The sequence below is a fragment of the Tenacibaculum sp. FZY0031 genome, assembly GCF_036350695.1.
Lineage (GTDB): Bacteria > Bacteroidota > Bacteroidia > Flavobacteriales > Flavobacteriaceae > Polaribacter.
Map to the genome: position 1 here is coordinate 295646 of NZ_JAZDVY010000001.1, position 20264 is coordinate 315909.

The 20264-nt window shown below is 33.0% G+C and carries 17 protein-coding genes; 9 read left to right on the forward strand and 8 right to left on the reverse strand.

Going from position 1 to position 20264, the window contains the following annotated elements:
- Positions 1–15: 15 nt before the first annotated feature.
- The gene (locus tag V1T75_RS01410) at positions 16–858 is read right to left on the reverse strand and encodes an outer membrane beta-barrel protein (protein WP_330486769.1); all 843 of its coding nucleotides are present in this window, start codon (positions 856–858) and stop codon (positions 16–18) included.
- Between the two features lie 132 nt (positions 859–990).
- Here V1T75_RS01410 and V1T75_RS01415 point away from each other — a divergent pair, with 132 nt between their 5' ends.
- The 5 genes from V1T75_RS01415 to nhaA all read left to right on the forward strand — a co-directional run bounded on the left by V1T75_RS01415 (position 991) and on the right by nhaA (position 6855).
- Positions 991–2172, forward strand: coding sequence for a THUMP-like domain-containing protein (locus V1T75_RS01415; protein WP_330486770.1), 1182 nt, complete (start codon positions 991–993; stop codon positions 2170–2172).
- A gap of 164 nt (positions 2173–2336) precedes the next feature.
- Positions 2337–3140, forward strand: coding sequence for a formate dehydrogenase accessory sulfurtransferase FdhD (gene fdhD / locus V1T75_RS01420; protein WP_330486771.1), 804 nt, complete (start codon positions 2337–2339; stop codon positions 3138–3140).
- 101 nt (positions 3141–3241) lie between these two features.
- Positions 3242–3877: a hypothetical protein gene (locus V1T75_RS01425; RefSeq protein WP_330486772.1), complete on the forward strand. Its 636-nt coding sequence runs from the start codon at positions 3242–3244 to the stop codon at positions 3875–3877.
- Positions 3878–3888: 11 nt separating this feature from the next.
- Complete coding sequence (locus V1T75_RS01430; protein WP_330486773.1) at positions 3889–5412, forward strand: hypothetical protein; 1524 nt, start codon at positions 3889–3891, stop codon at positions 5410–5412.
- Between the two features lie 111 nt (positions 5413–5523).
- Entirely contained in the window at positions 5524–6855 is a 1332-nt protein-coding gene (gene nhaA / locus V1T75_RS01435; protein ID WP_330486774.1) for a Na+/H+ antiporter NhaA, read from the forward strand.
- A gap of 9 nt (positions 6856–6864) precedes the next feature.
- Here the strand turns inward: nhaA and V1T75_RS01440 are convergent, their stop codons facing one another.
- Positions 6865–9399, reverse strand: coding sequence for a DUF559 domain-containing protein (locus tag V1T75_RS01440; RefSeq protein ID WP_330486775.1), 2535 nt, complete (start codon positions 9397–9399; stop codon positions 6865–6867).
- A gap of 61 nt (positions 9400–9460) precedes the next feature.
- Here V1T75_RS01440 and V1T75_RS01445 point away from each other — a divergent pair, with 61 nt between their 5' ends.
- Both V1T75_RS01445 and V1T75_RS01450 read left to right on the forward strand, forming a co-directional pair.
- Positions 9461–10672, forward strand: a complete 1212-nt coding sequence (locus V1T75_RS01445; protein ID WP_330486776.1) for an RsmB/NOP family class I SAM-dependent RNA methyltransferase — start codon at positions 9461–9463, stop codon at positions 10670–10672.
- A 306-nt stretch (positions 10673–10978) separates the two neighbouring features.
- Positions 10979–11410, forward strand: a complete 432-nt coding sequence (locus V1T75_RS01450; RefSeq protein ID WP_330486777.1) for a hypothetical protein — start codon at positions 10979–10981, stop codon at positions 11408–11410.
- Positions 11411–11461: 51 nt separating this feature from the next.
- On the opposite strand, the gene V1T75_RS01455 is transcribed toward V1T75_RS01450, so the two are convergent.
- Genes V1T75_RS01455 through V1T75_RS01470 form a run of 4 tightly spaced genes read right to left on the reverse strand, consistent with a single transcriptional unit; the run spans position 11462 to position 14091 of the window.
- Positions 11462–11923 carry a MaoC family dehydratase gene (locus V1T75_RS01455; RefSeq protein WP_330486778.1) on the reverse strand — a complete coding sequence of 154 codons (462 nt, stop codon included), beginning with the start codon at positions 11921–11923 and terminating at the stop codon, positions 11462–11464.
- A 6-nt stretch (positions 11924–11929) separates the two neighbouring features.
- Complete coding sequence (locus V1T75_RS01460) at positions 11930–12550, reverse strand: trimeric intracellular cation channel family protein (protein ID WP_330486779.1); 621 nt, start codon at positions 12548–12550, stop codon at positions 11930–11932.
- Positions 12551–13669 (reverse strand): DEAD/DEAH box helicase, encoded by a 1119-nt coding sequence (locus tag V1T75_RS01465; RefSeq protein WP_330486780.1) that lies wholly within the window; start codon positions 13667–13669, stop codon positions 12551–12553.
- 35 nt (positions 13670–13704) lie between these two features.
- Entirely contained in the window at positions 13705–14091 is a 387-nt protein-coding gene (locus V1T75_RS01470) for an acyl-CoA thioesterase (protein WP_330486781.1), read from the reverse strand.
- A gap of 89 nt (positions 14092–14180) precedes the next feature.
- On the opposite strand from V1T75_RS01470, the gene V1T75_RS01475 reads away from it, so the two are divergent.
- Entirely contained in the window at positions 14181–15518 is a 1338-nt protein-coding gene (locus V1T75_RS01475) for an MATE family efflux transporter (RefSeq protein WP_330486782.1), read from the forward strand.
- Here V1T75_RS01475 and V1T75_RS01480 read toward each other — a convergent pair.
- Both V1T75_RS01480 and ychF read right to left on the reverse strand, forming a co-directional pair.
- A complete protein-coding gene (locus V1T75_RS01480) occupies positions 15515–16189 on the reverse strand; it encodes a DUF2461 domain-containing protein (protein ID WP_330486783.1) in 675 nt (224 codons plus the stop codon). The two genes, V1T75_RS01475 and V1T75_RS01480, sit on opposite strands and share 4 nt — an antisense overlap.
- 82 nt (positions 16190–16271) lie before the next feature.
- A complete protein-coding gene (gene ychF / locus V1T75_RS01485) occupies positions 16272–17363 on the reverse strand; it encodes a redox-regulated ATPase YchF (RefSeq protein ID WP_330486784.1) in 1092 nt (363 codons plus the stop codon).
- A 179-nt stretch (positions 17364–17542) separates the two neighbouring features.
- Here ychF and V1T75_RS01490 point away from each other — a divergent pair, with 179 nt between their 5' ends.
- A complete protein-coding gene (locus V1T75_RS01490) occupies positions 17543–20230 on the forward strand; it encodes a TonB-dependent receptor (protein ID WP_330486785.1) in 2688 nt (895 codons plus the stop codon).
- The last annotated feature ends 34 nt before the right edge of the window (positions 20231–20264 follow it).

The window sequence follows — 20264 nt, forward strand, 5'->3', positions numbered from 1 at the left end:
TATATAATACAGAAATTATTTTCCGAAATAAAAAGTTGCTCCAATATTAATTCCAAAAGAAGAATAAGGAACCTTTTGAGATAATTGTTTTTCTCCAGCTGGATTAGCACCTAAAGGTAACTCATCTACATACTCAATATTTTTATTAAACACAGGAGCCAAAGCAGCATACTCTGGGTGAGCTGCAAAAATAGCTTTAACCTGCTCTATAGATCTTGGCTGACCATTAACATTTGCAGAAAATTCAGTAATCTCAGAAGAGTCTCTTGTTACACTAACTCCCATATACTCTAGTTCAGCAAAAATAGACACTTTATTGCTTAAGTCATACTTATACCCTACAGCTCCAATAAAACCTAAAGGAAGTCTTCCTTTATAGTCTTGCGTATAATCTACATTCAACATTTCAGTTTGAGATAATGCGATGTTTATGTTTCCATCAGATTCAGTTCTACCACCTACTTTAATTAACGCTCCAAAACGACCGTAAATATTGTTTGTAAACTTATACACTAAAGAAGCTGAAGCACCGTAAGCCTTTCCTCTAGCCTCGATATTAATATACTGTGCTTGTGCTGGTAAATCTACTAAAACAGAAGTTTGATCCGCTCCATTTAAATACCCAACACCAATTTCAACACCAAAAGTGTCATTAAAAAAATACCCCCCTCTTAGTTGAGTATGCATCCCTTCACCATAACTACCGTAAGTGTTCTCTACCCCAGCAGTGGTTGTTTCTGTTCCAAACCTTACTCCTGCACTAGATATTGAATATCCTCCACTAGCAGAAACATAAAATTGGGCACTTGCACTTACTGTTGCTAACATCATAGCAAACATTAAAATACTTTTTTTCATAATAAATTATTTGTTAACTTTAAATTGATAATAAGTAAACAAACGTAGTAAAAATCTAGGATTAACAAGACTTTATAACTGTTAAATTATTAGTATTATTGCGGTCAAAAGCGCTCTTAAAACACTTCTTTTTTGAATACAAATATTTTACATACTGAAACTCAGAGTTATATTAATAACAACTTAAAAGTTAACATAGAACAATTTATTTTTAAAGGAAGCCCCTTTAAAAATATTTCTATACAAGAATTGGCCAATCAAATTATAGCTAAACAAAAATCAGAAAAAAAATTACCTACCTGGTTTCATACAAAAAACATTTATTACCCCCCAAAACTAAGCATAGAGCAAACATCTTCTGAAGTAACTGCAAAATACAAGTCTAAATTAGTCAATGGAAATTCCTTAATCGACCTCACAGGAGGTTTTGGTATAGATTGCTATGCCTTTTCCAAGCAATTTAAAAAGGTGTTGCACTGTGAAATAAACAAAGAACTTTCAGAAATAGTTTCGCATAATTATAAGCAAATGAACGTTTCGAATATCAAAACTCTAGCTACAGACGGATTGGAGTACTTAAAAAAATCTTCTGAAAAATTTGACTGTATTTATATCGATCCTTCCCGAAGAAATGATACAAAAGGAAAAGTTTTTTTACTCAGTGATTGTTTACCTAATGTACCTAAAAATTTAGATTTTTTATTTGAAAAATCGAATACAATACTTATTAAAAACTCTCCTATTCTAGACATTACTTCAACTATTAACGAGCTAAAATATGTAACTGAAATTCATGTGGTCGCAGTGAATAACGAGGTAAAAGAGCTTCTTTTTTTACTAACAAAAAAAACCAAACAATCGGTTAAAATAACAACATCTAACATATTGAAAAACAATACTCAAGAATTTTGTTTTGAATTAGGTTCCGATCTCAATTTTGAATATTCAACACCTCTCCAATACCTCTACGAACCTAATGCTGCTATTTTAAAATCTGGAGGGTTTAACCAAGTGGCGAGCCAACAAAAAGTAAACAAACTACACCAACACTCTCATCTCTATACTTCAGATAATTTAATTAAAGATTTTCCTGGCAGAATTTTTAATATTAACAACGTATTTGCTTACAATAAAAAAAAGATAAAAAAACAGATAACTGATACCAAAGCAAATATTACAACACGTAATTTTCCTAAAACTGTGGCTCAAATTAGAAAGGAAACAAAATTAAAAGATGGAGGAAATACCTACCTTTTTTTTACCACAAATCTTCACAACGAATTCATAGTTATTAGCTGTACAAAAATCAACTAGTACGTATACTATTATCTAAAATTTGTCGTTTACCTAATTGATAGAAGCCCCTATCGAAAAGTATGTTTTATTGTTTAGGGGTAATAAAACATACTAAAAGCCTTGATTTTTAAGAATCAAGGCTTTTCTTTTTACTCACTTTTTTATATACATTTGCTTTTATCATGAAACAAACACAAAGCTACCAATCTATTAAACTTTCTATGGACTCATTAGAAAAGTTTGATGATACTCTTGTTATAGAAGCCCCTTTACAAATAAACATCAATAAAGAACCGTATACTGTTGTTATGAGAACTCCTGGTAACGATAAAGAACTGATAAGAGGTTTACTGTATGCAGAAGACATTTATAAAAAACAAGATGATATAAAAGTAGAAATCATTAAAAATGAAAAAGATTTTTCTGCAATACTAAACATCGATCTTCCAAAAGAAAAATTAGGAAAAGGATACTTAAACAAACGTACCCTTTTGTCTGTTTCTTCTTGTGGTATTTGCGGAAAAAAAGAGCTAAGCGATTTAAAAATTAAAGGTAAAACACTAAAAAACACTCCCAAAGAAAACATTAAAGAATTAACTGAAGTAATTAGGCGTATGTTTTTGAAAATGAGTGATAAACAATTTTTATTTAAAACAACAGGTGGCAGTCATGCTTGTGCTCTTTTTAACAAAGAAGAAGAGCTGTTAACCATTAAAGAAGATATTGGTCGGCACAATGCGGTAGATAAATGTATTGGTGACCTAATTAACCAAAACAAGTTAAAAGAAACCAAGTATATGTTAGTTAGCGGACGCGTTTCTTATGAAATTGTATCCAAGGCTTTTTTAGCTAAAATACCGATAATAATTGCAGTTTCTGCTTGCTCTTCTTTAGCCGTAGATTTTGCTAAAGAATTTGGTATTTTCCTTATTGGTTTTAGCAGAAATAACAAAATGACCATTTATTCTACCCCACATAAGTTATAGAAACCATCAACTAAAAGCCCTATTATTTTCTTTAAAACACGCGTATTAAAAAAGATTTGTATTTTAGTGCTTTTAATAACTATTAATTAATCTACATACTTATGCCTTTTATAGAAGAAGAGAAGTTTAAGTTAATGCAAGAAGACTTAGACAACGCTAAATTAAAAAGAGAAGAAGCAGAAAGCGAATTAAGTAGCACACAAGAAGAATTAGCGGCACTAAAAAAGAGCTCAAAAACTTTGCCTATTTTCTTAGGGCTTCTATTAGGCCTTTCATTAGGAGCTGCATACTATTTTTACACAAATGGCGGTAGTAGCGCTATTAATAACATAGACATTGAAGCGGTAAAAAAGAAAGAAGCTTACAGGGTTTTAGATAGTATAAACAGAGCGCAAGCTAGGGCAGCTAGAAACACTGATGAACCAGATAGTAATTTTTCATCTAATTCTGATATAAATACAGCAACGATTGCAGAAGAGGTTGCCGAAAACACAGCCGGCCAAACAATCTACTCTGTTCAAATTGGAGTGCTTTCAGAAAATAAATACCCCTTATTATCTTCAGAAGTTATTCCTTCAACAGTTACTACAGAGAATGGCTACTTTAAGTATTCTCTAGGTTTATTTAGCACATTAGGTGAAGCTAAAGACCTACAAAAAGAATTAATAAAAATAGGATTTAGTGATGCTTTTGTAGCTTCATATATAAACGGAAAACGCCAAAAAATACATAATTAAATAACAATTTAATGCTTAACATTATTTTTAAAAGAGCACTCATAGTAAGTTTACTAATGAGTGTTCATTTTTTTTACGCACAAACAAGTACGGTTCCTGAACAAAAAACACAGTTAGGATTTGGTCAAATTGATTTTTTATCGATTAAAATGCCTGAAGGAGAGCAAAATATGGACTATACAGGAGTTCATTACAACCTAAAGTTAAATAACTGGAGTTATGCAGGAGTGGGGTTATATGGAGCTGTAGGAGGTATTAGAGGAGGTTTTTTTACATTAGGTGTAAATGCAGGAATTCAACAGAAAATAACCGATAAACTTTTTATGGATGCAGGAATTCACTTTGGTGGCGGTGGTGGTGCATCAGCTCCTGATGGCGGAGGTGCTTTTATACTTCCCCACCTCAATTTAGGATACGATTTTAAACACTTTTCTGCAACAGCAGGCTACAGTTATGTTGACTTTTTTGATGGAGGTACCATTAATAGTAGCCAATTAAATGTGGCAGTACAAATTCCTCTATCATTTAAAACTGTAAGATTTGAAGACAGAGAAACTACTTTTTCTGTAGAAGCCCTAAAAAACACTTCTTGGAACACTTTAAGCAATAGAATTTCATTGCTGGTTCATTTAAATAATGCTAAAGTTACCAAAGGTTCTTATAAAGGAAATACAATCCGTTTAGCAGGTTTTGAATTAAATTCTTATCTTAGAGATGATTTTTTCTTTTTCGTTAAAGCAGATGGTGCTTATCACGGAATTAAAGCAGGATACATGGATGTTTTTCTTGGAGGAGGTTATCATTTGTCAATGAATAAAAATCGTACAAATATTTTAGCTAAATTTGGAGTAGGTGCTGGTGGCGGTGGCGGTGTAGATACCAAAGGAGGCTTTTTAATATATCCAGATCTCTCTATAGAACAAAAGCTGTTTGACAATGTGTATGCATCAATCAACAAAGGGTACTTAATGAGTCCGGATGCTCATTTCGTTTCCTCGACCTTTGGTTTTGGCTTAAAATATTATATGGATAGAGACGGTGTTTTATCTGATGAAAACGAATTTTCAGAAGGAACGTTTAAAGGGTTTGACGCAATTATTAAACAAGATTTATATTTAAACGCAGCTAGAGATGGTGGCTTTGATCAAAATATGCATCAAATATCATTACAGCTAAACTTTTTCTTAAACAAGTATTTATATGCGGCAGGTCAAACTTCTTTTGCTAACTTTGGTAACGCAGGAGCTTATGCTGAGGGAATTGTAGGTTTAGGAGTGCAAACAAATGACTTCTTTAATGGTAAAACCTCTCTTTTTGCACAAGTTTTAGGAGGTGCTGCTGGTGGTGGAGGTATTAGTACAGGACAAGGATTAATTGTTAAACCTAGTGTTGGAATTAATCAAAAGCTTGCTGATAACTTAAGTTTAAGATTAGGAGCAGGTTATGTGAAAGCTAGAGGAGGAAGTTTAAGTAATACTCAATTAAATTTAGGTATTTCGTATCGTTTTTCCTTCTTAAGTGTTAAAAAGTTTTAATAATTTAACTTTTCGTTAAAGTTTGATGAATTATCTTCGCTTTCTGAAACAAAAAAATAATACCCTTACTTTTTTGAAGTAAAGAAAGTAAGTTACAATCTATATATAAACATGATAAAAAAGAGAATTATATCTCCACTTCAAAACTTTATAAAAACTGAAAGTGCTAGTGGTATCTTATTGTTGGCAGCTACTTTATTAGCCCTTATTTGGGCAAACTCTCCTTTTAGAGACAGTTACAATGCCTTATGGGAATACAAAATAGGTTTTAAATCTGAACACCTTGAATTGTACAAACCATTGATACTTTGGATTAATGATGGTTTAATGGCTGTATTTTTCTTTTTAATTGGATTAGAAATTAAAAGAGAATTCTTAATAGGAGAATTAAACTCTACCAAAAAACTAGCATTTCCTCTTTTTGGAGCGCTTGGTGGTATGTTATTTCCTATTTTATTCTTCTTTTTTTTAAACAAAAACCCTGATACAAGTCATGGATGGGGAGTTCCTATGGCTACAGATATTGCCTTTTCTCTAGCTGTTTTAAATACTCTAGGTAAAAAAGTACCATTAAGTTTAAAAGTCTTTTTAACCGCTTTTGCTATTGTTGATGATATAGGTGCTGTTCTAGTAATTGCATTATTTTATAGTACTAGTATAGATATTACTTTAATATCAATTGCTATAGGCTTATTAGCTTTTCTTTATTTTATTGCTCATAAAGGTTTTTATTCTCACTACGTAACTTTTATGTTTGGTGCGGTTATTTGGATTTTATTTTTAAAAGCAGGAATACACCCAACAGTTGCAGGTATTTTAATGGCTTTTGCTGTACCTATTAGACAAAAAGTACATACTCCTGAGTTTATAGCTAATTTATCACAAATTATGGAGAATATTAAAAACGCGAAAGTTGCTCCGAAACCAATATTATCAAAAGAGCAAGTTGCTGAAATAGACAACTTAGATCACTGGATAGAAGATTACCAATCTCCTCTTCAACTTTTAGAGCACAAATTACATGATTTAGTTGCCTATGCGATTATTCCAATTTTTGCTTTGGCCAATGCAGGAGTTTTAATAGATGGTGATGCCAACTTAGATACTTCCTTAATAATTAATATAGCTTTATGTTTAATTTTAGGAAATAGTATTGGAATTACCACAGTTATTACTACGGTTAAAAAACTTAAAATAATTGAAGTTCCTAAAGAAATAAATACTCAGCATATTGTTGGGGTGTCATTTTTAGCAGGAATTGGTTTTACCATGGCAATATTCATTGCTAGTTTAGCTTTTGCTAAGAGTCCCGAATTCTTAGGTTCTGCTAAGATTGGTGTGCTTTTAGGCTCTCTTATTTCTGCAATCATTGGATATACAATTTTGAGATTTAATAAAAGTGATGATACCACTAATAACGAAAAAATATTAAGTTCTAGCTAGTACTTTGTGCTAGCTTATATGACTCCAAATTCCACTTGTTTTTTTAAGCTTCTCATAAGCTTTTAACAAGCTGGAATTTTTTGTTTCTGACAAATTAGGGTCTTCTTGAAGTAAATTTATAGCAGCTTTACGCGCTACATGTAATATCGGACTATCTTTAACCACATCGGCTATTTTAAGATTTAACACACCACTTTGTTGTGTGCCCATAATATTTCCTGGGCCCCGAAGTTTTAAATCTACTTCAGCTATTTTAAATCCGTCTGTAGTTTCTACCATCGTTTGTAATCGAGTTTTTCCATCAGAAGACAATTTATAGCTCGATAATAAAATACAATAACTCTGTTCAGCTCCACGCCCTACTCTACCTCGTAATTGGTGTAACTGACTTAACCCAAAACGTTCAGCACTTTCAATAACCATTACAGAGGCGTTTGGTACATTTACCCCTACTTCAATAACTGTAGTAGCTACCATAATTTGAGTATCTCCTTTGGCAAATCGTTCCATTTCATAATCCTTATCAGCGGGTTTCATTTGTCCATGAACAATACTTATTTGATATTTTGGAGAGGGAAACTCTCGAGAAATACTTTCATATCCGTCCATTAAATCTTTGTAGTCCATTGCTTCAGACTCTTGAATTAACGGATATACCACATAGGCTTGGCGTCCTTTAGCTATTTCATCTTTCAAGAACTTAAAAACACCTAATCGATTACTATCATAACGATGTACAGTTTTAATTTCTTTACGTCCAGGAGGCAATTCATCAATTACAGAAATATCTAAATCACCATAAACAGACATTGCTAATGTTCTTGGTATAGGTGTCGCAGTCATCACCAAAATATGAGGAGGAATAACAGTCCCTCCAACCTCCCCTGAAGGGAGGCTTTTTAAAGTTTCTTTTATGTTTTCTAGAACATTATCAATGTTGCCAATAACTTCTTCGTTTGTAAATCTAATTACCTTATATCCAAAATCAGTTAAAATTTCTGTACGCAAATTGTCTGCTTCTTCTTGTTCAGGAGTTTCATGATATTTCCCATCTACTTCAACGATGAGTTTTTTCTCTAAACAAACAAAATCAACTATAAATTCATCAATAATATGTTGTCTTCTAAATTTATAGTTTAATTGTTTTGTTTTTAAACTTCCCCATAAAACTCGCTCAGCAGGTGTTGTCTGTTTTTTACGTTGTTTTTGTAGTTCTTTTAAAAGTTTATATGTTGAAGGACGAGCTGTCATATATTTTTTACGAACTTCTTCTCCCTTCCCTTTGGGAAGGACTGAGGTTGGGCTTCCTTTTTCCCACAACTTTCTTCTCTGCGCTACTCCAAAACGATGTTGCTCATCAATAATAGCAATCCCAAGATTTTTAAACTGTACTTTATCTTCTAAAATAGCATGGGTTCCTATCAAAATATGCAGCGAACCATCTTCTAAACTTTCGTGAATTTCTCTACGTTTTTTTGTTTTAGTAGATCCTGTAAGTAACTCAACTTTTATGTTGGTTTTCTCTAATAATTCTATTATCCCGTTATAGTGCTGTGTTGCAAGTATCTCTGTCGGAGCCATAATTGTAGCTTGATATCCATTATCAATAGCTAACAACATAGTCAATAACGCTACAATCGTTTTTCCAGAGCCTACATCTCCCTGTAGTAATCGATTCATGTGCGCTCCAGACCCTGCATCTTTACGAATTTCTTTCAGTACTCGTTTTTGAGCTCCCGTTAAATCAAAAGGTAAATGATTGTTGTAAAAATTGGTAAACTCTTCTCCTACATGCTCAAAAACGAAGCCTTTTAACTTTGATTTTCGGATGAGTTTTTTTTGTAATAATTGCAATTGAATAAAGAATAACTCTTCAAACTTCAATCGATATTGAGCCTTTGTTAATAATTCTTGATTCTTAGGAAAATGAATATTTAATAGTGATTCTTTTTTACCTAAAAACTGATGTTCTTCAATAAAATAAGCTGGAAAAGTTTCTTCAATTTCATTATATGCTTGTTGAAACAAGTTTTGAATCATGGTACGCATGACCTTGTTACTTATTCCTTTGGTGCTTAGTTTTTCAGTAGATGGGTATACCGGTTGCATCGCCATTTGCAGCTTGCTTTTGTATTCTTTTACGGTTTCCATTTCTGGATGAGGCATATTAGGAGTGCCATTATACCAATTTAGTTTTCCGTAAATAACGTAGGGAACGTTTACTTTTAAGCTATCTTTAATCCATTTAACCCCTTTAAACCAAACCAACTCCATAGTACCTGTAGCATCTGAAAAAGTAGCTACCAACCTACTTCCTCTTTTTTGCTTTACGGTTTTAACTCCTGTTATTTTCCCTACGATTTGTACTTCAGCGGGGTTTTGTTGCAACTGATTAACCGTATAAAACTGTGTTTTATCGATATATCTATACGGGAAAAGGTGCAATAAATCGTTACACGTTTTAATACCTAACTCGCTAAATAACAACTCTGCTCTAGCAATACTAATTCCTTTTATATATGTTACGGGGTTATTTAAATTCATTAAGAACGAAAATACAAAAAGCCATTAAAATCAACTATCTTTGCACTCTTAAATTCATCAAATGAGATTACATAGAAATTTAGTTTTCGCGGTTATTGATAGCTTACGCGATATTTTTAATGAAGATGTATATGCAGATAAAGCTGTTGAAAAAGCGCTGAAGAGAGATAAACGCTGGGGAGCACGTGATAGAAAGTTCGTTGCAGAAACTATTTATGATGTGGTTCGTTGGAAGCGTTTATATGCAGAAATAGCAAATGTAAAAGCACCGTATTCTCGTCCTGATTTATGGCGATTATTTGCTGTTTGGTGTGTGTTAAAAGGAATTCAATTACCTGATTGGAATCAGATAGAGCCTACTCCTACAAGAAGAATCAAAGGTAAGTTTGATGAATTATTAAAAATAAGAAAATTTAGAGAATCTATTCCTGATTGGATTGATGAAGTTGGTGTACAAGAATTAGGTGAAGAAGTTTGGACCAAAGAAATAGCTGCTTTAAACAAACAAGCAGAGGTTATCTTACGTACAAATACGTTAAATACAACCAAAGCTCATTTACAAAAACAGTTAGCTTCTGAAGGAATTGACACTGAATTTATCAAAGGCTATGACGATGCTTTAAAATTAGTAGAAAGAGCGAATGTTTTTAAAACAGAGGCCTTTAAAAAAGGTTTTTTTGAAGTACAAGATGCTTCTTCTCAATTAGTAGCTGCTTATTTAGACGTAGCACCTGGAATGAAGGTCGTAGACACTTGCGCTGGGGCTGGTGGAAAGACTTTGCACTTAGCTTCTTTAATGAAAAACAAAGGACAAGTTATTGCAATGGATATTTACGAAAGTAAATTGAAAAAACTAAAAATACGTGCGAAAAGAAATGGAGCTCATAATATTGATACTCGTGTAATTGATTCTACCAAAGTAATTAAAAAGTTACAAGGGAAAGCCGATAGAGTTTTAATTGATGCTCCATGTTCTGGTTTAGGAGTAATTAGAAGAAATCCTGATAGTAAATGGAAGTTACAACCTGAATTTTTAGATAAAATTCGTGGTACTCAACAAGAAGTGTTGCAGCAATATTCTAAAATGGTAAAATCAGGTGGAAAAATGGTATATGCTACTTGTTCGGTATTGCCATCTGAAAATCAACAACAAGTTGAGTTCTTTTTAGCTTCTGATGCGGGGAAAGATTTTAAGTTTGTAAAAGACGAAAAAGTACTATCGCATACATCTGGTTACGACGGATTTTACATGGCTTTATTAGAAAGAAAGTAAGCTATAAAAATAAAATATACTAAAAAAGGCTCGGGATAATATCTCGAGCCTTTCCTTTCAATCAACTATTAAAAACTAACTAATCACTAAACATTACTTGTTAAGTAATTATATGTTTATATGACGACTATTTTCTAATCTCGTTACATTAATTATTAGTCTTTAACATTATTTTAAGAAGCCCTATTATTTATTAGCTAATTACTTTCTTTTTTATGCCTACACTACTCTCTGATTTACAGTCTGTCTTGGATTTTGAGTTATTTATAACTACATTTAACAGTAACTAACTAAAAACTATATTTTATGACAAATTCAAACAAACCCACTACACTTTTTTGGATTATTGGTGTTGCAGCCTTAGTTTGGAATGGACTAGGTGTTATGTCTTACATTGGTCAAGCATATATGACCGATGAAGTCAGAGCCGCTTTACCTGAGGCGGAAAGGGCTTTATACGAAAATATTCCTACTTGGGTTACTGCTGCTTTTGCAATTGCCGTTTTTGGTGGATTAATTGGTAGTGCTTTTTTATTAATGAGAAAAAAGTTAGCAAGACCAATGTTTTTACTTTCACTAATAGCTATCGTAGTTCAAATGTCGTATAACTTATTTATGAGTAGAGCGGCTGAAGTATATGGACCAGGAAGTATTGTAATGCCTATAATGGTAATTGTTATAGGTGTGTTTTTATTGATGTATTCTAAAAAAACAATAGCGAAAGGTTGGTTGTCATAATACTAAGACAATATAAAACTTTAAAAGCTGTCTTTCATAAGGCAGCTTTTTTTATTCAAAAAGAACAAAAATAAATTCGGCAACACAAGCAGGTTTTTCTTGTCCTTTTATTTCTATTGTGCAATCAAAGGTTAGTTTTTTACCATTCTGAAAATCTTCTATTAGTTTAACAGCACTGATTAAACGTAATTCGCTATTTACAGGCACAGGATTAGGAAAACGAACTTTATTCAATCCGTAGTTTAATCCCATAGTTACACTTTTTACTTCAAATTGTTTAGATATGAGTTCCGACAACATAGAAACGGACATAAATCCGTGTGCTATTGTTGTTTTTGTTGGAGAATATTTAGCTGCTTTTGCTGTGTCGATATGAATCCACTGTTTATCTAATGTAGCATTTGCAAAATCATTAATCATTGGTTGTGTTACAGTATACCACTCTCCTACTGGCAATTGTTTTCCTTCTATACTAGAAAGTGCTTCTAAATTTTCAAAAACTAATTTTTTCATGTTTTTTTATTTACCAAATACATCTTTTTTTATACGAGGAAGTTCCAATTTATATTGTACAGCAATTGTTCTTACAATAACAATGATACCTGCAGAAATAACAAATAGCAAATCTTCATTCATTTCTAAAGGAGCTAATAATAAATATACTATTCCTCCTGCTAAACATGCAGATGCATATATTTCTCTATGAAAAATTAACGGAATTTCGTTTGTTAACACATCTCTAATCACTCCTCCCATAACGGCAGATGACATTCCCATAACCAAAGCTACAAACGGATGCAAATTAAAACTGAGTCCTTTTTGAACACCTAATAAGGTAAATACGCTTATACCAATGGTATCGAATAAGAACATTGTTTTTCTTAATGGAGCTATTTTACTTCGAAATAAAAAAGTTGCTGCTACAGCTATTAAAATAGTCCAGATGTAATTGATATCTCCAATCCAGTTTATAGGGTGTGCATTAATAAGCACATCTCTTGTCATTCCACCTCCTACAGCAGTCACAAAAGCGATGATAATGACTCCAAAAACATCAAACTTTTTTCTAATCGCTACCAATGCGCCACTAATGGCAAAAGCGAAGGTTCCTGCAATGTCTATGGCGTAAATTACATCCATTTATATTGATATTTCAGAAAATTGTATTTGTAGTGTTCTTTCAACTTCAGCTAAACGATTTCTTTCATTTTGAAGAATTAATGCTAATGAAACTCCTCTTTTTCCTGCTCTTGCTGTTCTACCGCTACGGTGTGTATAATATTCTAACTGCTCTGGTAATTGATGATGAATAACAAAAGCTAAGTTTTGAACATCAATTCCTCTGGCTGAAACATCTGTAGACACCAATATTTGTAGGTTTCCATTTTTAAAAGCACGCATTACCTTATCACGTTCTTTTTGTTGCATATCTCCTTCAAGAGCTTCTACCGAAAAACCATCTTCTTGTAACTCTTTCGTTAGTTTTTGAGCTCCTGCTTTGGTTCTTGAAAAAATGATTCCTCTTTCAGCATGTCTTTTTTCCAAAAACTTAATAATAACTCCTGTTTTTTCAGGAATCGTAGTTGTTACAAACTGATGCGTAATGTTGGCGTTCACCAATACATTTTTATTTACTTCAACTTGTTTTGCAGAAGCATTCATGTATTTTTTTATAATACTTCGAATTTCCTCAGGCATGGTTGCCGAAAACAACCATGTTTTACGAGTACCAGAAGTATATTTTAAAATGCGATTCAATTCTAATTTAAACCCCATACTAAGCATTTCATCAGCCTCATCAAGTACTAAGGTTTTAATATTTTTTAAGTCTACATCACCTCTTTCTATTAAATCAATCAAACGCCCTGGAGTTGCGACAATGATATGTGTCGTTCTTTTTAAATTGTTTATTTGACGCTCTATTTTTTCTCCACCGTACACTGCTTCTACAAAAATTGTATCATCCACATATTTTGTAAATTTAAATAGTTGCTTCTTTATCTGTTGTACCAGTTCTCTTGTAGGCGATAAAATTAACGCTTGAACAGTATCTTTTGAAGTATCTATTTTATGTAAAATAGGTAGACCATAAGCAGCTGTTTTACCTGTTCCTGTTTGTGCTAACCCAATAAAATCTGAATTATTTTCAAGTAAATAAGGTATGGTTTCTTGTTGTACTTCAGTAGGAGTTGTTATTCCTAACTCTTTCAATCCCTTAACATATTCTTTTCGTACTCCTAATGCGGTAAATGTTGTCATTTTATAAATTTATAAGTGCAAAGATATTGTTTCTTTTACGGTAACAATAAGTTTGTTACTTCTTTCGTAATTCTTTTAGGCTTTTTTGTGTTAGCATCTAACAAACAAAAAGTAGTTTCAGATTTTACTAATAACGTTTCGCCTCTATACATTTCGAAGTGACGTACCGATCTTATCCCTGCTGTTTTTCCAACCCATGTTCTAAGTGTTACTTCATCTCCTAATACAGCTTGATTTTTATAATCAATTTCATGTCGGATAACAAACCACACATAATCGATGTTCTTAACATTTTTAGAAAGTTCTTTCCAATGAGCATCTGAAATGTTTTGCATCCATTGTACATATACCACATTGTTTACATGGTTGTATTCATCTATTTCTTCTGGAGTTACGATATGCTTTTGTTCAAATAAATTCATATGACAAACTTACAGGATTGATGTTAATTATTACTTAAATCTAACGCTGTTTTTCTTTTGGATGAATAATTCACACTAATTTAGTCAGCATGAATACAATTGCCAACGATCTGGGTACGAAAAGCATTAGTCAACTTATTTTAAAACAAGCCATTCCTGCTTCTATTGGTATTTTAGTCATGTCGATTAATATGATTGTAGATACCATTTTTGTGGGGAGATGGATTGGTGTACTCGCTATTGCGGCAATTACTGTAGTACTCCCCATTGCTTTTTTAATTTCGTCGATTGGTATGGGAGTCGGAATTGGAGGAAGCTCCATAATTTCTAGAGCCTTAGGAGCTAATAAAGAAGATAAAGCCTTTGAAGTTTTTGGGAATCAAATTTCATTAACCATCGCGTTATCTGTTTTATTTGTGCTTGTAGGAACATTTTTCAGCACACCTATTTTAAGGCTTTTTGGAGCCAATGGAAACATTATAGTACCTGCTACTGAGTATTTCGATGTAATTGTTTGGGGTGTTCCGTTTTTGGCTTTTGCTATGATGGGTAATCCTGTTGTTAGAGCAGTTGGCAAACCCAATTATGCGATGCTTACCATGCTCTTCCCTGCCATTGCTAATATTTTCTTAGATGTCATTTTCATTAAGTTTATGAACTTAGGAATGTACGGTGCAGGTTTGGCTACCTCTATTTCGTATGCAGTTAGTGGAATATTTATTCTTTGGTTTTTTATTTCAAAAAAGACTGAATTAAAAATAATTCCCAAATATTTTAAATTGAATTTTTCTATTGTAAAAGAGATTGTTTCTTTAGGCGGTGTAACAGTAGTAAGACAAGGAACCATAAGTATTTTAACTATTGTTTTAAACTACTCTCTTTTTAAATATGGTGGTGAGATTTCAATTGCCATTTATGGTATTATCAATAGGGTTATGTTATTTGCCTTATTTCCTGTTTTAGGAGTTACCCAAGGTTTTTTACCTATTGCAGGATACAATTATGGAGCTAACAATACTAAAAGAGTAAAAGAAACTATAAAAACATCCATCCTTTTTGGCACCGGTATTGCTGTTTTAATTTTTATAATGATCATGTTATTTCCAACTGAATTAGTGGGGGTTTTTACTGAAGATGAAAAGTTATTAAAACTCACTCCTGATGCATTAATTGTAGCTTTTTTAGCAACTCCTGTAATAACTACTCAATTAATCGGGTCTGCTTATTTTCAAGCAGCAGGTAAAGCGTTGCCCGCACTATTGTTAACCCTCTTAAAACAAGGGTTCTTTCTAATTCCTTTAGTGTATATACTTCCTAAATTTTATGGCGTAAATGGTGTTTGGATGTCTTTTCCTATAGCAGATGTTTTATCTACTGCGCTTACCTATGCTTATTTGAAAAGAGAAGTGAGATTGCACCTAAATTAATCTAAAACACTTTCTCCATTTAAGTTCGTGGTTAACACATCACTCATATAATTAAAAAACGGACGTAACGCTTTAAAAGCATCATTTACCTTTGTTAAAAAGTCTGGAGCTAACACTTCTTTATCAGAAAAACGTTGAATAGCGATGTAGCCTTTTTTACGAATCAAATCGATGTCTGGATGTTCCTTATCAAACCCTTTAGGAGCAGTTTTAAGCTCATCTCCTTCTAGTTTACCTCCAAAATGTTGTACGTAGTTCTTTTCTTTTAAAATCTCTCTAATTTCAGAAGCGTCTACTTCAAACTCTTTACGAATACGTAAAAGATCTTCTTTATTTGGTTCCCAGAATCCACCAGCTACAAAACTATCTCCTGGAGAAACATGCAAATAATACCCTCCTCTTAATGCTGGCTTCTTTCTATGAAAAGAACCTCCAAAATGTGTTTTATAAGGCGTTTTATCTTTTGAAAAACGCACATCTCTGTAAATTCTAAACAACTTAAATTTATCAATCTCATCATGTTTATTTAAGTTTTCTTCAATCTTCTTATAAATAGCTTTTGCATTATTTTGGGCTGCTGTAAATTGTGCTTTATGCTCAGTAAACCATTCACGATTATTATTTTCTTTTAAGTCCTTTAAGAATTGAAATGTTTGTTTTTCTAGTTGCATCGTAAGTAAGCGTTTTAGAATTTCTAAGGTACAAAAAAACTCCACTAGATTTTAGTGGAGTTTAAGCTTTATAAAGTAAAAATTATACGTTAAATCTAAAGTGCATAATATCACCGTCTTTCACGATATACTCCTTACCTTCTACTCTCATTTTACCAGCTTCTTTTACCTTAGCTTCACTACCGAATGATACATAATCATCATAACTAATAGTCTCAGCGCGGATAAACCCTTTTTCAAAGTCTGTATGAATAACTCCTGCCGCTTGTGGTGCAGTTGCTCCTACCGGAATAGTCCAAGCTCTTACTTCTTTTACACCTGCAGTAAAGTACGTTTGTAAGTTTAGTAATTTATAAGCCGAACGAACCAAACGAGAAACTCCTGCTTCTTCTAATCCGATATCAGCTAAGAACATTTGACGTTCTTCATAATCGTCTAACTCTGTAATGTCAGCTTCCGTACCTACTGCTAATACAATAACTTCAGCATTTTCATGTGCTACAGCTTCCTTAACTTTATCAACATATGCATTTCCTGAAACAGCTGAACCTTCATCAACATTACACACGTATAAAACTGGTTTTGCTGTAATAAACTGTAGTGGTTTTACAAATTCTTCTTCTTTTTCTGTAAACTCAATAGAGCGAATAGATTTTCCTTCTAACAAAGTAGCTTCTACTTTCAATAAAATTTCTAATTCTACCTGAGCTTCTTTATTACCTGTTTTAGCAGTTCTTTTTACACGCTCTAAACGTTTTTGAACAGTCTCTAAATCTTTTAATTGAAGCTCAATATCAATAGTTTCCTTATCACGAATAGGATCTACTGAACCGTCTACATGCACAATATTATCATTATCAAAACAACGCAATACATGCAAAATAGCATCTGTTTCACGAATATTAGCCAAAAACTGATTCCCTAAACCTTCTCCTTTACTAGCTCCTTTTACTAAACCAGCAATATCCACAATCTCTACTGTTGCAGGCAACACTCTTTCAGGATTTACTAGTTCTTCTAGCTTTTCTAAACGAGTATCTGGTACGTTTACTACTCCTAAGTTTGGTTCAATGGTACAAAACGGAAAGTTTGCACTCTGCGCTTTTGCATTAGATAAACAGTTAAATAAGGTTGATTTCCCTACGTTTGGTAATCCTACAATTCCAGCTTTCATTCTATTGTTTTATTGAAATTTTGCGAGTGCAAATATAGTGCTTTGCTTTCTAAAACTTTCAATTATTTACTATTCATTTAAAGTTGTTTTTTGTCTGCATTCGTATAGCTTTAACATTTTTTTAAGATTTAACTTGAATTTTTACTACTTTTAAGAAATTAATTTAAATTTTTTTTTACATGAAAAAACGTACCCTTCTTATTATTTACCTATTTTTTAGTGGATTGTACATGTTACAAGCACAAACACTAATTAAAGGAACTGTAAAAGATGTAAACAATGAACCCTTACCTGGAGCTAATATTATAGAAAAAGGAACATCAAACGGAACCTCTACAGATTTTAATGGCGAGTTTGCTCTGAGCGTCAATACCAACGGAATTTTAATAGTGAGTTTTTCAGGTTTTGAAACACAAGAAATTCCTATTAATGGAAAAACTAATTTTAATATTATTCTAAAGGAAGGGTTAGAGTTAGATGAAGTTGTTATTGTAGGATCTAGAAATCCTAAAAGAACAGCTATTGACACTCCTGTACCTGTTGATATAATTGATGTGGGAGATTTAGCAACTAAAAATGGAAAAGTAGAAGTAAATGATATTCTACAATATGCCGCTCCTTCCTTCAATGCAACAAAGCAATCAGGTTCAGATGGAGCAGACCATATTGTACCCGCTTCTTTACGAGGTTTAGGGCCAGACCAAACTTTAGTTCTTATCAATGGCAAAAGACGTCATCAATCATCCCTTGTAAATATCTTTGGAACACGCGGACGTGGAAATTCAGGAACGGATTTAAATGCCATTCCTACTGCTGCTATTAAAAGGATTGAAGTTTTAAGAGATGGTGCTTCGGCACAATACGGTTCTGACGCTATTGCTGGGGTAATTAACATCGTGTTAAAAGACGATACCGATGGCGTTTCTGGAAGTCTAGGTTATGGAGCTTACAGTACAGCCATAGGAAGTGGATGGGCAGAAGCAACTGGCGAAACGCTATACAACGTAGAAGGAAAGAATAGATTAGATGGAGAAAATAAAAGTTTTGATGGAGGAACCTTTAAACTAGATTTAAACTACGGAGCAAAATTAAATGATAAAGGAGGTTTTGTAAACTTTACTACCGAATTGTTGTCAAAAGAAAGAACGCTACGACCAGGTTTTTCTTGGCGAAAAGGATATGGTAGCGCTGCTATAGATGGATTCAATTTTATGGTCAACGCTAGTTTGCCTATTAACGACCATACAGAAGTATATGCTTTTGGAGGTAGAAACTACAGAGATACTGATGCGTATGCTTTTTCAAGAGATAGTTTTGATGAAGGTGATAATAGAAGTGTTCCTAGCATACATCCAAATGGTTTTACACCAAGAATTACCTCTAATATTACTGATATTTCTGTTTCTGCAGGAATTAAACATAAATTAGACAACGGTTGGGAAATTGATTTTAATAATACGTACGGAGAAAATAAATTCCATTATTTCATCAAAGATTCAAACAATGCTTCTTTAAAAGATGCCTCTCCTACCGACTTTAATGCTGGAGGTCATAGCTTATCACAAAATACAACTGGATTAGATTTTACCAAGTATTTAGAAGATTTAATGAGTGGAGTTAACCTTGCTTTTGGTTTAGAGTATAGAACTGAAAACTTTATCATTTTTGCAGGCGAAGAAGCTTCTTATGGACTGTATGATGACAACGGAGTTTTGATGACAAACCCAGCTGTTCAACCAGTAGCGGTAGATAGCAATGGAGATGAGCTGTCAGGTGGCTCACAAGGATTTCCCGGATACGGACCAGACAATGAAGTGGACCGTTCAAGAAGTAATGTAGGAGTTTATTTTGATTCTGAATTTAACTTTACAGAAAAGTTTTTAGTTGGAGCTGCTATTCGTTTTGAAGATTATAGTGATTTTGGTAGTACGTTTAATTTTAAATTGGCTTCACGATTTAAACCAAGTGATAACTTAACCCTGAGAGGATCTATTTCCTCAGGATTTAGAGCTCCCTCTTTAGCGCAATTATATTATAATCTAAAGTTTACCAATATTGTTAATGGTGAATCACTTCCATCATTATTATCGGCTAATAACAGCACTGTAACTAGAGCCTTCGGAATAGAGCAATTAAAAGAAGAAACAGCATTCAATGCAAGTTTAGGGTTTACCTATAAAATTGGCGGTTTTACGGCAACGATAGACGCGTACTCTATCACCGTTGATGATCGCATTATTTTAACAGATAACTTTGATGCATCAGGATTGAATTTAGGCGTTGATGCTGCGCAATTCTTTGCCAATGGTGTTGACACTAAAACTCAAGGATTAGACCTTGTTTTAAACTATAAAAAATCTTTTGAAAATCATAGAATAGATGTAGGATTGGTAGGAAACTTTAACGATACTAAAATTGAAAAAATAAAAAATGGAAGCCTAAACAGGTTTACTTTTTTCAGTCCTTTTTCTGAAGCTTATTTAAAAGCTGCTGCTCCAGATCATAAATTCGGTTTAAACCTTGGATATGGATATAAAAAACTAGATGTTGCTTTAAACTTTACAAAGTTTAGTGAAGTCCAATTACAAGATTTTCAGTGGGTAGATTCACCTGCTACCACACAAGCAGAAGCAGATGCATTATACGCTGTTGCAACCGACACTTATGAAAGTAAAATTACCACAGACCTAAGCTTGAGCTATGCTTTTACCGATAAAATAACCTTTACCATTGGAGGAAATAATATTTTTAATGTATATCCTACTCCGCAATTTGATGGATGGACAGACCAAGGTGGGTTAGCAGATTCTGTGCAAATGGGATCAGACGGTGCTTATTTCTTTACTAGATTAGGATTTAAACTTTAATACTGGTTATTTGTAAAACAAAAAATCCTGAGAA

Bases quoted from the DNA above. Each gene is read 5' to 3' on its own strand.
- V1T75_RS01450 (WP_330486777.1), top strand. From the start codon at position 10,979: ATGACAAATTCAAACAAACCCACTACACTTTTTTGGATTATTGGTGTT.
- V1T75_RS01440 (WP_330486775.1), bottom strand. From the start codon at position 9,399: ATGAATTTAAATAACCCCGTAACATATATAAAAGGAATTAGTATTGCT.
- V1T75_RS01445 (WP_330486776.1), top strand. From the start codon at position 9,461: ATGAGATTACATAGAAATTTAGTTTTCGCGGTTATTGATAGCTTACGC.
- ychF (WP_330486784.1), bottom strand. From the start codon at position 17,363: ATGAAAGCTGGAATTGTAGGATTACCAAACGTAGGGAAATCAACCTTA.
- V1T75_RS01475 (WP_330486782.1), top strand. From the start codon at position 14,181: ATGAATACAATTGCCAACGATCTGGGTACGAAAAGCATTAGTCAACTT.
- V1T75_RS01430 (WP_330486773.1), top strand. From the start codon at position 3,889: ATGCTTAACATTATTTTTAAAAGAGCACTCATAGTAAGTTTACTAATG.
- V1T75_RS01425 (WP_330486772.1), top strand. From the start codon at position 3,242: ATGCCTTTTATAGAAGAAGAGAAGTTTAAGTTAATGCAAGAAGACTTA.
- V1T75_RS01480 (WP_330486783.1), bottom strand. From the start codon at position 16,189: ATGCAACTAGAAAAACAAACATTTCAATTCTTAAAGGACTTAAAAGAA.
- nhaA (WP_330486774.1), top strand. From the start codon at position 5,524: ATGATAAAAAAGAGAATTATATCTCCACTTCAAAACTTTATAAAAACT.
- V1T75_RS01455 (WP_330486778.1), bottom strand. From the start codon at position 11,923: ATGAAAAAATTAGTTTTTGAAAATTTAGAAGCACTTTCTAGTATAGAA.
- fdhD (WP_330486771.1), top strand. From the start codon at position 2,337: ATGAAACAAACACAAAGCTACCAATCTATTAAACTTTCTATGGACTCA.
- V1T75_RS01410 (WP_330486769.1), bottom strand. From the start codon at position 858: ATGAAAAAAAGTATTTTAATGTTTGCTATGATGTTAGCAACAGTAAGT.
- V1T75_RS01470 (WP_330486781.1), bottom strand. From the start codon at position 14,091: ATGAATTTATTTGAACAAAAGCATATCGTAACTCCAGAAGAAATAGAT.
- V1T75_RS01490 (WP_330486785.1), top strand. From the start codon at position 17,543: ATGAAAAAACGTACCCTTCTTATTATTTACCTATTTTTTAGTGGATTG.
- V1T75_RS01460 (WP_330486779.1), bottom strand. From the start codon at position 12,550: ATGGATGTAATTTACGCCATAGACATTGCAGGAACCTTCGCTTTTGCC.
- V1T75_RS01465 (WP_330486780.1), bottom strand. From the start codon at position 13,669: ATGACAACATTTACCGCATTAGGAGTACGAAAAGAATATGTTAAGGGA.